Origin of the sequence: Nocardia sp. NPDC088792, from assembly GCF_044750615.1 — a bacterium.
Lineage (GTDB): Bacteria > Actinomycetota > Actinomycetes > Mycobacteriales > Mycobacteriaceae > Nocardia.
This window is the reverse complement of record NZ_JBIVKC010000004.1, coordinates 935,765-948,482: the sequence shown is the minus strand read 5'-3', so window position 1 is coordinate 948,482 and position 12,718 is coordinate 935,765. Positions and strand designations below refer to the sequence as shown.

The window sequence follows — 12,718 nt, the reverse complement described above, 5'->3', positions numbered from 1 at the left end:
TTTGCAGAGAGTTGTTCGCTAACTTTGCGATCTATGCGCTACACGGCCTCCGACCAGGGTCAATGCGATCGGAGCAGCCGCCAGTTCGTCGGGATCGGAGCGCAGCGGGTCGACCAGGAAGGCGGTCAGGTGCGCGCCCGCACCGACCGTGAGGGTGCCGGTCTCGCCCGCTGCCGCTGCGGCCTGTGTGGTGTAGCCCTCCAATGCCATTCGCGCGGTGAGTGCTTGATCCGGTTGCACCGCAGGAACATTCGGCTCCTCGGCCGGGCGGCGCAATTGCGCGGTCGCCAGGCCGGCGCGGGCGTCGAACGGGGCGATCGGCCAGTCGGAGCCGAGTACCACCGGCACCCCGGCCTCGCGCAGATCGCGACAGCGCCACGCCCGGTCCGCCCGTTCGTCACCGAGCCGGGTCGACCAGTTGTCGGTGTGATCGGCGCGGGTGAAGCGGCAGTGCGCGGGCTGCATGCTCGCCACCACCCGCTGCCGCAGGAAGCGGCCGATCAATTCCGTTGGCAGCGTTTCGATGTGCTCGATGCGGTGTGGCGCCGCCGCGGGGCGCTCGAGCCCGTCGAGGCTGTCCAGGACATGCCGCACCCCGGCATCGCCGATCGCATGGGTCGCGGTCGGTACGCCCGCCGCGGCGAGCGTGCGGACCGCCTCGGTGTACCGGGCGGGGTCCGGCCAGAAACTGGCGGTGGATTGCCCCAGCGCGTCGGGCTTTTCGAGCCATGCCGTGCCATTGTCGATGGTGCCGTCGATGAACAACTTGACGCCGCCGATGTGCCAGCGATGACCGCCCCGGCCCTGGCCGTCGATCAGCGCCGCCAGCCCGTCGCGATCGATTCCGGGCTCGCACCACGGTGCGACGCGCAGTCGCAGGGGCAACTCGCCGAGCTCCTCGGCGGCGCGCAGGATCGCTTCGCTGTCACCGTTGTTGTCCATGACGTGGGCGCCGGTGAGCCCGGTGGCGGCCATCCCGGCGAGCAGGGCGTGCAGCCGGGCGCCGCGCACGGCCGCGGACTCGGCCGGAATATGCTGGGCGACAAGGTCTACCGCGGCGCTTTCGAGCAGTAGGCCGGTGGGCCGACCTCGCTCATCGCAGACCACGCTCGCCCGCTCCCGGAAGGTGCGTGGCCCGTCGACGCCGGCTATCCGCAAGGCGGCCGCGGTGGCGAGTGCGGAGTGGGCGTCGAACAGGCGCACCAGGGTGGGCCGACCGTCGACGGCCTTTTCGAGAGCCGCGTTGTCGATGGGGCCGGCGCCGAAGACATTCGGATCCAGGCCCCATGCCAGTACCCACTCGCCCTGCGCGCACTCGGCCGCGGCGGTGGCCAGCAGCGCGCGCACCTCGTCCAGTGTCCGCGCGCCGGACAGGTCTGTGCCGTCGGTCAATTCGAGTCCGGTCACCGGATGACTGTGCCCGTCGATCAGCCCGGGGGTGATGACGGCCGCACCGAGATCGATTGTCTCGGTGTGGTTTCCGCGCCATTCGCGGGCTTCGTCACGGGATCCGGTAGCGACGATGACGCCGTCGCGTACGGCAATGGCCTCGACCGGCCGTCGGTCGTTCTCGGCCAGCGTGTGTACGGTGTCGGCGCAAACTATGAGATCTGCGTTCATCGGGTCGTCCCTTCGCTGGTTTCCTCGGAGGTTGTGCTCGGTGCGCTGTCGCCGAAATGGGCGTAGACGTCCGGGCGCCGGCGTCGTATCCATACCGCCAGTGCGCCGCCGGCCAGCAGCGAGACCGGGACGACGCCGACGATCAAGGCATTGATCCCGCCCGACGTGCCGGTCAGTAGATCGATGTGCGCGATGAGTAGATAGGTCGCACCGCCCAGCAGGATGGTGGCGGCGATCCCGGCGGCCAGTGCGACCGGGGTGCTCGCCGCCGGGTTGCGGCGCAGGAAGTACACGACGGCCGCTGCTGCGGTAAGAGTCTGCAGCACCAGCAGTCCGACCACCCCAGGAGTGTTGCCCCACAACAACAGTCGCGTGTAAGGGTCGGCGCCCGCCGCGGCGAAGGCGGCGATCACGATCACCGCGAGCACCGTCTGGACCACCGAGATCCGGTAGGGCGAGCGATAGCGAGGGTGGGTCTTGCCGAACCAGGCCGGCAGTACGCCGTCATCGGCCAGTGCGTGCGCGTAGCGGGTGATCGCATTGTGGAAGGCGAGCTGCGCGGCGAACACGCTCGTGATGATCAGCAGGTGCATGACGGTCTCGGCCCAGGGCCCGACATAACCGCGGATGACGGAGAAGAACAGGCCCGACAGGTCGTTCTGCGCCGCCGCGACCGCATTGCCTTGTCCGAAGGCCTGAATCACCGACCACACGATGAAGCAGTAGAAGATCCCCATGAAACCGACGGCCAGATAGGTGGCGCGGGGGACCGTGCGCTCCGGATCCCGGGCCTCACGCCGGTAGAGCACGGTGGATTCGAAACCCATGAACGCCGCGAAACAGATCCCGAGCACCCCGGCCATGCCGGGCGTGAACACGGCCGACGGGGTGAAGGAACCGAAGCCGATACCCGTGGCCCCGCCCTTGACGACGACGCGGATTGCCATCAATCCCAGGATCCCCGATTCCAGGATCAGCAAGACGCCGAGCACTTTCGCGCCGATGTCGATGCCGAGCCGCGCCACCAGCAGGACCGCGGCGACCGCCGCGATAGCGATGATCGGCCAGGGCAGGGTGAAGCCGAAGAGATCGGACAGCGTCTGATTCGTCTGCGTCGCGAACAGGCCGTACACGCCGATCTGCAGCGCGTTGTAGGAGATCAGCGCGAGCACGGCGGCGGCGATGCCCCAGCCCCGGCTCAGGCCGAGGGCAATGTAGGCGTAGAACGCGCCGGCATTGCCGACGTGCCTGGTCATCCGGGTGAACGCGACCGCGAAGACGGCCAGCGCCAGTCCCGCTGCCAGGTAGCCGGTCGGTGCGCCGATGCCGCCGATCGAAATGGCCAGCGGTGCAACGCCCGCCATGACGGTCAGTGGCGCGGCGGCCGCGACCACCATGAACACCAGGCTGCCGGTCCCGAGGACGCCGCGCTCTAGTTCGTTGTTGCCGGCGTTACCGGCGGATGGCGTGCTGGGAGATTCGACCATGAGATCGTTCTTTCGATCCGCGACGCTTAAGTGAACGTCATTCGGTTAAGAGGTGGGCGCCACGCTACCTCGAGAATCGCGGATTCAGTGTGTAGTCAACATATTTGTAACGAATACGGTGGAGACATGGTGGTTAAGCGACGGAATCGGTTACTGAGCATCGAGTCGATCTGCGATGCGGCCCTCGTATGCATCGACGAATCCGGCCGGCTGACAATGGCCGAACTCGCCGCCCGGCTGGGCGCCAGCCCGTCCTCGGTCTATCACCACCTGCCCGGCCGCGGCGCGATCATCGAAGCGCTGCGCGAACGGGTCGGGGCCACAATCGATTCGCCCGCGGTGGATGATCCCGACTGGATGGGCGCGATATCGGGCTGGATGCGCGCCTACCGCCAGGCCATGGCCGCGCATCCCAACCTGATTCCGCTGCTCATCGCGCAGCCGATGACCTCCGAGGCGGGCCTGCGCAGCTACGACCGCGTCGCCGGCCTGCTCGCCGGGGCCGGTGTGGCTGACGCCGACATCGTGCCGTGGATTACGGCGCTCGACTCCTTCGCGCTGGGCTCGGCGCTCGATCTCACGGCGCCGGATCAGCCCTGGGTTGTCGCCGATCGCGCCGACCTGCCGGCGCTCGGTGCGGCGGTAACCGCCGGGCCGGCCGGTCGCCGAAGGGCCGATACCGCCTTCGAATTGGGTTTGGCGGCCTTGCTTGCGGGGATGTCGGGGAGTGCCGCGGGGTAACCCCTCGTCTTGACATGCGCATCGCGCGGTGACTACCGTCACAGCGAACAATATGCGCACACGTGTGCGGTATGCGAACAGATAGTCGATGATGCGCAAACTGCTTTCCTGGCCGGCGGCGCTGTGCTGGCTCACCGTGCTGCTGGACGGGTACGACCTCGTGGTGCTCGGTGCCGCCATCCCGACCCTCATTGAGCACCATCACCTCGGATTCACCGCCGCCCGTGCCACTTTCGCGGCAACGATCTCCCTGGTCGGAGTGGCGATCGGCGCGGCCGGATCGGGGCCGCTCGCCGATCGGTTCGGTCGCCGCAAGGTGCTGCTCGCCTCGATCGCACTGTTCTCGGTATTCACCGCCGCGCTTCCCCTCGCCGGTTCGGTCGCCGTATTCGGCGCGTTCCGGCTGCTGGCGGGGCTCGGGCTCGGCTCGTGCATGCCGACGGCGCTGACCCTCATGGCCGAGCACATGCCCGCATCCCGGCGGGCCTTCGCCAGCACGATCACCATGACCGGCTATCACACCGGCGCCGTGATCACGTCCCTCATCGCGCTCCGGCTGATCCCGCACTGGCAGCCACTGTTCTATGCGGGCGGCGTGGCGGGTCTGCTCCTGCTACCGGTCATGTGGGCGAAACTGCCCGAATCCGAGGCGTATCTGGCCCGCCGCACCGCACCGAACCGCGTCCGGCCGACGGTCCTGCTGCGGCGCCCGTATCTGCGTGTGACACTGGGTGTTTGGGTCGGATCGTTCATGGGACTGCTACTGGTGTACGGCCTCAACACCTGGTTGCCGAAGCTGATGCGCGATGCCGGATACAACATGTCGACCTCGCTGACATTGCTGCTGGTGCTGAATATCGGCGCGATCATCGGGCTGCTCATCGCCGGCGCGCTCGCCGATCGGCAGGGCATCAAGCAGACCGCGCTGATCTGGTTCGGCGCGGGCGCCGTATTGCTGGCATTGCTCAGCGTCCAAGTGTCGAGCAGTCTGCTGCTGGACGCGCTGGTGCTGGTGACCGGGATCTTCGTGTTCTCCGCGCAGGTGCTCATCTATGCCTATGTCACGCAGGCGTATCCGGCGGAGGTGCGGGCGACCGCGCTCGGGCTGGCGGCGTCCGTGGGGCGGCTCGGCGCGATACTCGGACCGACCATCACCGGCTGGCTCATCATCGCGGGCTCGGCGAACCCGTGGGGCTTCTACTTCTTCGCCGCGGTGGCGGCCTGCGGGCTGCTCGCCATGGCGATGGTGCCGCGCCTGGCCGCCGCCGGCCGGCCTGCGGTCCCCGCGCTCGATACCGCGAAAGGCTATGTGGCATGAAGACTCTCCGCACTCGGGTCGCCATCGTCGGGGCCGGTCCGGCCGGGCTGATGCTCTCGCACCTGCTGCACCGATCCGGCATCGACTCCGTCGTCGTCGACCATCGGACCCACGAGCAGATCGCCACCACGATCCGGGCGGGCATCCTCGAGGCCGGCTCGGTCCGGCTGCTGGTCGACTCGGGCGTCTCGGATCATGTTGTCACCGAAGGGGATCGGCACGACGGGGTGGTGCTGCGGTTCGACGGTGAGAACCATCGCATCGACTTCCAGGACCTGGTGGGCGAATCGGTGTGGCTGTACCCGCAGACCGATGTGTTCCTCGATCTGGCCGCGCGCCGCAAGGCCGACGGGGGAGATGTGCGCTACGGCGTATCGGATACCCGCGTCGATATCGTGGATCGACCGGCGATGATGTTCACCGACTCCGACGGTGCCGCGATCCGGGTCGAGGCAGAACTGCTGATCGGCGCCGACGGCTCGCATTCCATCTGCCGCCGCGCCTTTCCACCGGGTATCCGCACCGAGTGGTTCCGCGAGTATCCGTTCGCCTGGTTCGGATTCCTCACCGAGGCGCCGCAATCGCATCCGGAACTGGTCTATACCCGCTCCGCGCACGGGTTCGCGCTGATCAGCCAGCGGACACCGACCATGCAGCGCATGTACTTCCAGTGCTCGCCCGATGAACGCGTCGAGGACTGGGATGAGGATCGAATCTGGGCGGAGATGCGAAAGCGCGTCAACGGCAACGGTTTCGCGCTGAAGGAAGGACCGATCAGCGGCGCGATGGTGTTGCCGTTCCGCTCGTTCGTCACCGCGCCGATGCGGCACCGGCGGATGCTGCTGGCCGGGGATGCGGCCCATACCGTCCCGCCGACCGGTGCGAAGGGGCTGAATCTCGCGCTCGCGGACGTGCGGGTACTGCACGAGGCCATTACCGAGTTCCTCGCGGATGGGAATGAGGATGTACTCGGCGTCTATACCGATCGGGCAATCGACCGGGTGTGGAAGGCCCAGCATTTCTCGTACTGGATGACGACGATGCTGCACAGCGCCGCGGGCGCGACGGCCTTCGATATCGAGCGGCAGCGCGGTGAATTGTCACTGGTCACCGGGTCGCGCCACGGTGCGGCCTACCTCGCGGAAGCCTATACGGGGTGGCAGCACTCGAAGTGAGCGCGGATCAACCCAGGCGGGCGATCGGCGCCGCGCCGGCCAGATCGCGCTCGATCCGCTGGGCTGCGGCGAGCAGTCGTGGAACCAGTTGTGTCCGAATGGAATCCATGTCCTGCCTGGTGGCATGGGTGGAGATATTGATGGCCGCGATCACGGTGCCGGAGTGGTCGCGCACGGGAGCGGCGAGCGAGCGCAGGCCCGCCTCGAGCTCCTGGTCGACGATCGAATAACCCTGGGCACGAACGGTTTCCAGTTCCGCGCGCAAAGCGTCGGCGTCGGTGAGGGTATGCGAGGTGAGCGGGGCCAGCGCCGTCGCCGCGAGATAGGCGTCCAGTTGCGGCGCGGTCAATCCGGCGAGCAGCACATGGCCCATGGAGGTGGCGTACGCCGGGAACCGGGTGCCGATATTGATGCTGACCGTCATGATCCGGGAAGCGGCGACCCGGGCGATGTAGACGATATCGGCGCCGTCGAGCACCGACACCGAACTGGACTCGTGCACCTCGGTGGAGAGCTGCTCCAGATGCGGTTGCGCCACCTCGGGCAAAGTCATGCTCGAGAGATAGGAGTAGCCGAGCTCCAGCACCTTGGCGGCCAGCGTGAAGTGCTTGCCATCGGTGCGGACGTAACCGAGATCGGCGAGGGTGAGCAGGAACCGGCGTGCCGCGGCGCGGGTGAGACCGGTCCGGCGGGCCACATCGGAGAGGGTCAGCTGCGGGTGCTGGGCGTCGAAGGACTTGATGACGGCCAGCCCGCGCTCGAGAGACTGCACATGATGCGCGCCGCGTTTGACGTCGTCCTGGTCGGCCGTGCCGTCGAGTTCGTCGCTCGCCATCCTCGTCCTCCTCACTCCTGTGCTGTTCGTGCCGCGTCATCACCGAGTTCGGCCAGCACGCGCTGCCCGATGGCGAATGCGGCATTCGCCGCGGGCACACCAGCATAGGCGCCGGTATGCAGCAGCACCTCGGCGATCTCGGCGGCGGTGAGGCCATTGCCGAGCGCGGCACGCACATGCATCGCGATCTCCTCGTGCCGCCCGAGCGCGGTGAGCACCGCCAGCGTAATGCAGCTGCGGGTGCGCCGATCCAGGCCGTCGCGGGTCCAGATCGAGCCCCAGACGGCCTCGGTGATGTACTCCTGGAACGGGCGGGTGAACTCGGTGGTCGCCGCCACCGCCCGGTCGACGTGCGCGTCGCCGAGCACGTCGCGCCGGACGGCCATGCCCTGTTCTGCTCGCTCGCTCATGCATGGTCCTTCAGGTGTCGGAGAATCAGGTCATTGACGGCCGCGGGCTGCTCGGCACTGGCCAGATGCGCTCCCGGAGAGACGATTTCGAAGCTCGCACCCGGAATCTCGGTGGCTATGCGCCGCCCGTGCGGCGGCGGCGTGGCGGGATCCTCGGCCCCGGAGATGACCAGCGTCGGTGCGGTGATTCCCGGCAGACGCGTGGCAATGTCCATCGTTTCAATGGCGGCGCAACAGGCCGCATAGCCCTCGGAAGGTGTTGCCGCGACCATCTTCTCGTAGTCGCGAGTCCGCTCAGGATCGGCGGCGAGCCAGGCCGGAGTGAACCAGCGCTGCACGACCGACTGCGAAATCGCCTGAATCCCCTCGGCTCTGACGATCCGCGCCCGCTCGGACCATCCGCTGGGCGGCCCGAGCTCGGCCGAGGTGCAGCACAAGGTCAGCGTGCGCAGCCGCTCCGGCGCGTGCTGTGCGAGCCACATACCAACCATGCCGCCCAGCGACAGCCCGACGAAATCCACGGCCCCGATACCGAGCCGATCGAGCAACGCGAGGACATCACCGCCCAGATCGCCCAGCGTGTAAGGGCCGCGTGACACCGGCGAATCGCCGTGACCGCGATGGTCATAGCGGACGACGCGGAAACCGGCACCCGTCAGCGCCGCGAGCTGCGGCTCCCACATACGCAGATCGCTGCCCAGCGATCCGCTGAGTACAACGGGCCGTCCAGTGCGCGGGCCGTCCTCGGCGTAGTGCACGGCGACGGAGTTCTCGCGGTGCGCGGCAACGAGATTCCCGTGGGGCGGGGCGAGCGCGGCCTCATGGGGTGAGGGATCCAGGGCGTTGCGGAGTGAGGGGACGGGGTTCACGACTGGGCCTTCCAGTCGTCCAGGGCCCGCCGGATGAACTCGTCTGCTGACCCGAGATAGCCTGCGGGGTCGAGCAATTCGGTCAGTCGGTCGCGTCCCAGATATCGCCGGACCAGCGGATCGCCCGCCAGCAGATCGATGAGCTCACCGCCGCCGGTGAGGGCCGCTCGGCAGCAGTCCGCGACCGTATCGCTCGCGACCTGCCTGCCGACCGCTCCCTGCGAGGCCGACACCAGTTCGATCGCCACGTTCTCGGCGAGCAGCAGTCCGCCGGTGCGGTCGAGGTTCAGCCGCATGCGCTCCGGATCGACGCGCAACCGTTCCAGGCTGACGACCAGCCAATGCACTGCGGATCCGGTGGTGCGCAACAACTCCGACAGCGGCCGCCACTCCGCGTGCCATGCGCCCGCCGCTCGCTGATGCTCGTGCGCCGACGCACCCAGTAGCGCGGCGACCAGTCCCGGGGCCTGCCCGGTCGAACCGGTCGCGAGCACGGCGGCGACCGGATTGCGCTTGTGCGGCATGGTCGATGATCCGCCGGTACCCGCGGGGCCCTGCTCGTATACCTCGCCGACTTCGGTCTGGGCGAGCAGCGTGATATCGCGGGCGATCTTCGCGACCGCGCCGCAGGTCTGACCCAAGGCCCCTGCCACCTCGGCGATCCGGCTGCGCTCGGTGTGCCACGGCAGCACCGGTTCGGCCAGTCCGAGCCGCTCGGCGAGGCCGCTGAGAACGCGTATTCCATTGTCGCCCAGGGCCGCGAGCGTCCCGACGGCGCCGCCGAACTGCACGGCGAGACGGTCGCGCCGGATTCCGTTGAGCCGGGCCTGCGCCGCGGTGATACCGCTGAGCCAGCCGGCCGCGGTCAATCCGAAGGTCACCGGTGGCGCCTGCTGGAGCAGACTCCGGCCGGGCATGACCGTGTAGGCGTGCTCCTCGGCCAGTCCGGCCAGCAGCGCGGCATCCGAGCGCAGTTCGGTGCGCAGCGCGTCGAAACTCCGGGCGGTCACCAGCATTGCGGCGGTATCGGACACATCCTGACTCGTGGCGCCGAGATGCACGTAGGCCGCCGCCTGCGGTGTGACGCGTGCGGTGAGGGCACGCACCAGGGGGCCGGCGGGATTGCCGATATCCACAGCGCGGGCGCCGATATCGGCGATGTCGTAGTCCTCGGCGCGGCAGCAGCGGGCGATCTCCTCGGCGGCCTCGACCGGAATCACACCGGCGTCGGCGGAGGCCAGGGCCAGCGCGCCCTCGAAATCCAGCATGGCCTGCACCCAGGCGCGATCACTGACCTGCCCGGCGACCGGGCCGGCCGCGAGCACGGCGTCGAACAGTCCGTCAGACATCGAAGAACACCGTCTCGGAGTCGCCCTGTAGGTGCACATCGAAAACATATCCGTCGCTGCCGCGTGCGGCGATCAAGGTGCCGCGACGCTCCGGCGGAACCATGGCCAGGACCGGATCGGTGCGGTGCCCGTCGGCGTGCTCGGGGAAGTAGACGCGGGTGACCACCCGGTGCAACAGGCCGCGGGCGAAAACGGACATGTCGATATGCGGGGCCTGCGCGCCGTCATCCACCTCGCCGGGAATCACCGTGTGGAGGGCGAATTCGCCGCTGCGGGTGTCGCTGCGGGCGAAACCCCGGAAGCCGGGCCGGACCGGGCGGCGGCTGTCGGGATGGTCGAAGTGGCCGTCCGGATCCGCCTGCCAGATCTCGACGAGGGCGTCATCGATCACCGCGCCGGCGCCGTCGAACACCCTGCCCCGGAGCCAGATCGCGCCCTCGGTGCCCAGCGGTACCGCGTACGGCCCGTCGTCCCAGCTCAACCCGATGTGCAGGAACGGGCCGACGGTCTGCGACGGGGTGGTCGGCAGGCTAGTCATCGTGGTCGTCCTCATCGGTCTCGAAGGGAGTCGCCTCGCGACCGCGCAGGACGAGGTCGAACTCGAAGGCCAGCGCCCGTGCGGGTTCGGTGCGCTCGTAATCGAAGCGGCTGATCAGCAGCTTCCGCGCCGGTTCGGGCACGGCTTGAAAGATCGGATCCTGGAAGAACATCGGATCGTCGGGGAAGTACATCTGGGTGACCAGCCGCTGGGTGAACGCCAGCCCGAACACGGAGAAATGGATATGCGCCGGCCGCCAGGCATTGTGGTGATTGCGCCACGGATAGGCGCCGGGCTTGATCGTCGTGAACTCGTAGCGGCCTTCGCTGTCGGTGAGGGTCCGGCCGGCGCCGTCGAAGTTCGGGTCCAACGCGGAATCCCAGCGATCCCGGTCGTGGCGGTAGCGTCCGCCCGCATTGGCCTGCCAGATCTCGACGAGCGAGTTCGGGATCGACTTGCCGTCACCGTCGAGGAGCCTGCCGTGCACGATGATTCGCTGCCCGATGGGCTCGCCGCGATGCTGGGCGGTGAGATCGTTGTCCTTGGTCCCGATCCGGCCCTCGCCGAGGACGGGACCGGTGAGCTCGGTGAGGCGTTGCGGCAGTAGGACCAACGGGTGATCGGGATGTCGTAGCGCGGTGGAAGCGTAGGCGGGGGAGTCCAGCGGTGGATGCGTGTCCGCGGGATCGCGGCGGAATGCGCGGCTCATGACGCCGCCTGCAGGGCCCGGAGCGCCGATAGCTCTTGGACGGTCGGTGGTTCGGTGACCGTGCAGTCGTCCGCGACCCGCAGGTCCCAGCCGGTCGCCTCGCGCACCTGCTCCACGGTGATCCCGGGATGCGTTGCGACAAGGATCAATTCACCGTCGGCAGCGGGCCTCATAACCCCGAGATCGGTGATGACCAGGGTCGGGCCCGCACCCCGCAGACCCAGCGCGGCGCGTTCCCCGCAGCCCCGCCCGTGCCCGAACGAGGTGACGAAATCGACCCGATCGACGAACGACCGCCGGGACTGCCGGACCACGACGAACACCTCACCGCAGGAGGCGGCGATCTCCGGCGCCCCGCCCGCACCGGGCAATCGGACCTTCGGGTCGGCGTAGTCGCCGATGACCGTGGTGTTGATATTGCCGAACCGGTCGAGTTGTGCGGCGCCGAGGAATCCGATATCGATGCGGCCCGGCTGCAGCCAGTAGTTGAACACCTCGGGCACGCTGATCACGGCATCGGCGGTCTCGGCGAGAATGCCGTCGCCGATCGAGGCCGGCAGGCGATCCGGCTTGGACCCCAGCGTCCCCGACTCGTAGACGAGGACCAGATCGGGCGCGTGGGTGGTGCGGGCCAGGTTCGCCGCGGTCGACGGCAGGCCGATCCCGACGAAACACCGCTGGTCCCCGCGCAGCGCCCGCGCGGCGGCGATGGTCATCATCTCGTCGGCGGTGTAGGCGGGATCTGTTGCGGCGGTGGTTGTTTCGAGTGGCCGGGCGGCGGTCATGCGTTGCTCCCGAGGGCTGAAGCGAATACGTGCTCGTGCAACCAGCTGTCGAAGCTGTCGCGGTCGCGGCTGATCGCGTCCCAGGCGGCGTAGTAGGCGTTGTCACGCTCCGAGTAGCCCTGTGCGTACGACGGATGCGCACCGCCGGGCACCTCGGCAATCGCGGTCACCGCCCAGGCGGGCAATACGATCGCGCCCGGGACAGGTTCGAGCGTGTCCACGATCTCCTCGACGGTAACCAGGCTGCGCCGCGCCGCCAGCACCGCCTCCTTCTGCACTCCCAGCAATCCCCACAACTGCACGTTCCCATCCCGATCGGCCCGCTGCGCATGAATCACGGCGACATCGGGATTCAGCGCGGGCACCGCCGTCAGCTGCTCACCCGTGAACGGGCACACGATCGGCTTGATGGTGTCCGTGACGGTAGCCAGATCCGTCCCGACATACCCCCGCAGCACCGCGAACGGCAGCCCCGAAGCCCCCGCGACATACCGATTCGCCATCCCCGCATGACTGTGTTCCTCGATCTCCAACGGCCCCGGCCACCCCTGCTGGACCGCATCCCGGAACCGATGCAACGACCCGACCCCCGGATTCCCACCCCACGAGAAGATCAGCTTTCGCGCACACCCCGCCCCGATCATCTGGTCATACACGATGTCGGGCGTCATCCGCACCAACGTCAGCCCCCGCCGCCCCTGCCGAATGATCTCCTGCCCCGCCGCCACCGGAATCAAATGCGTAAACCCTTCGAGCGCAACGACATCCCCATCATGGACAAGCCGCGCAATCGCCTCCGCCAACCCCGAAATCCTGCCCACATTACTCCAATGTTCGCATAGTGAACGTCTGTGCTCATTATGAACATCGCTTCGGGTGTGG

The 12,718-nt window shown here is 68.2% G+C and carries 13 protein-coding genes; 3 read left to right on the top strand and 10 right to left on the bottom strand.

Annotation, left to right across the window (positions count from 1 at the left end; genetic code table 11):
* Window positions 1-18 precede the first annotated feature (18 nt).
* Together ACIP5Y_RS31145 and ACIP5Y_RS31140 are read right to left on the bottom strand one after the other, a co-directional pair.
* Complete coding sequence (locus ACIP5Y_RS31145; RefSeq protein WP_400355462.1) at window positions 19-1,620, bottom strand: amidohydrolase; 1,602 nt, start codon at window positions 1,618-1,620, stop codon at window positions 19-21.
* Window positions 1,617-3,107 (bottom strand): APC family permease, encoded by a 1,491-nt coding sequence (locus ACIP5Y_RS31140; RefSeq protein WP_400355460.1) that lies wholly within the window; start codon window positions 3,105-3,107, stop codon window positions 1,617-1,619. Before ACIP5Y_RS31140 ends, ACIP5Y_RS31145 begins: the two co-directional genes overlap by 4 nt.
* 126 nt (window positions 3,108-3,233) lie before the next feature.
* On the opposite strand from ACIP5Y_RS31140, the gene ACIP5Y_RS31135 reads away from it, so the two are divergent.
* The 3 genes from ACIP5Y_RS31135 (at window position 3,234) to ACIP5Y_RS31125 (ending at window position 6,341) form a co-directional block, all read left to right on the top strand.
* Window positions 3,234-3,848 (top strand): TetR/AcrR family transcriptional regulator C-terminal domain-containing protein, encoded by a 615-nt coding sequence (locus ACIP5Y_RS31135; protein WP_400355458.1) that lies wholly within the window; start codon window positions 3,234-3,236, stop codon window positions 3,846-3,848.
* 88 nt (window positions 3,849-3,936) lie between these two features.
* On the top strand, window positions 3,937-5,166 hold the full coding sequence (locus ACIP5Y_RS31130) for an MFS transporter (RefSeq protein ID WP_400355456.1): 1,230 nt from the start codon (window positions 3,937-3,939) through the stop codon (window positions 5,164-5,166).
* A complete protein-coding gene (locus ACIP5Y_RS31125) occupies window positions 5,163-6,341 on the top strand; it encodes a 4-hydroxybenzoate 3-monooxygenase (RefSeq protein ID WP_400355455.1) in 1,179 nt (392 codons plus the stop codon). The genes ACIP5Y_RS31130 and ACIP5Y_RS31125 overlap by 4 nt, the downstream gene beginning before the upstream one ends.
* A 7-nt stretch (window positions 6,342-6,348) precedes the next feature.
* On the opposite strand, the gene ACIP5Y_RS31120 is transcribed toward ACIP5Y_RS31125, so the two are convergent.
* From ACIP5Y_RS31120 to ACIP5Y_RS31085, 8 genes are read right to left on the bottom strand one after another with little or no spacing between them, the layout of a single operon-like run.
* Window positions 6,349-7,176, bottom strand: coding sequence for an IclR family transcriptional regulator (locus tag ACIP5Y_RS31120; protein WP_400355454.1), 828 nt, complete (start codon window positions 7,174-7,176; stop codon window positions 6,349-6,351).
* 11 nt (window positions 7,177-7,187) lie between these two features.
* Entirely contained in the window at window positions 7,188-7,586 is a 399-nt protein-coding gene (pcaC, locus tag ACIP5Y_RS31115) for a 4-carboxymuconolactone decarboxylase (protein WP_400355452.1), read from the bottom strand.
* Window positions 7,583-8,455 carry a 3-oxoadipate enol-lactonase gene (gene pcaD, locus ACIP5Y_RS31110; protein WP_400355451.1) on the bottom strand — a complete coding sequence of 291 codons (873 nt, stop codon included), beginning with the start codon at window positions 8,453-8,455 and terminating at the stop codon, window positions 7,583-7,585. The genes pcaC and pcaD overlap by 4 nt, the downstream gene beginning before the upstream one ends.
* A complete protein-coding gene (pcaB, locus tag ACIP5Y_RS31105; protein WP_400355450.1) occupies window positions 8,452-9,804 on the bottom strand; it encodes a 3-carboxy-cis,cis-muconate cycloisomerase in 1,353 nt (450 codons plus the stop codon). Before pcaB ends, pcaD begins: the two co-directional genes overlap by 4 nt.
* Window positions 9,797-10,342 (bottom strand): protocatechuate 3,4-dioxygenase subunit alpha, encoded by a 546-nt coding sequence (gene pcaG / locus ACIP5Y_RS31100; protein WP_400355448.1) that lies wholly within the window; start codon window positions 10,340-10,342, stop codon window positions 9,797-9,799. The genes pcaB and pcaG overlap by 8 nt, the downstream gene beginning before the upstream one ends.
* Window positions 10,335-11,051, bottom strand: coding sequence for a protocatechuate 3,4-dioxygenase subunit beta (gene pcaH / locus ACIP5Y_RS31095; protein WP_400355446.1), 717 nt, complete (start codon window positions 11,049-11,051; stop codon window positions 10,335-10,337). Before pcaH ends, pcaG begins: the two co-directional genes overlap by 8 nt.
* Complete coding sequence (locus tag ACIP5Y_RS31090; RefSeq protein WP_400355444.1) at window positions 11,048-11,836, bottom strand: CoA-transferase subunit beta; 789 nt, start codon at window positions 11,834-11,836, stop codon at window positions 11,048-11,050. The genes pcaH and ACIP5Y_RS31090 overlap by 4 nt, the downstream gene beginning before the upstream one ends.
* Window positions 11,833-12,657, bottom strand: a complete 825-nt coding sequence (locus tag ACIP5Y_RS31085; protein WP_400355442.1) for a CoA transferase subunit A — start codon at window positions 12,655-12,657, stop codon at window positions 11,833-11,835. Before ACIP5Y_RS31085 ends, ACIP5Y_RS31090 begins: the two co-directional genes overlap by 4 nt.
* Window positions 12,658-12,718 lie beyond the last annotated feature (61 nt).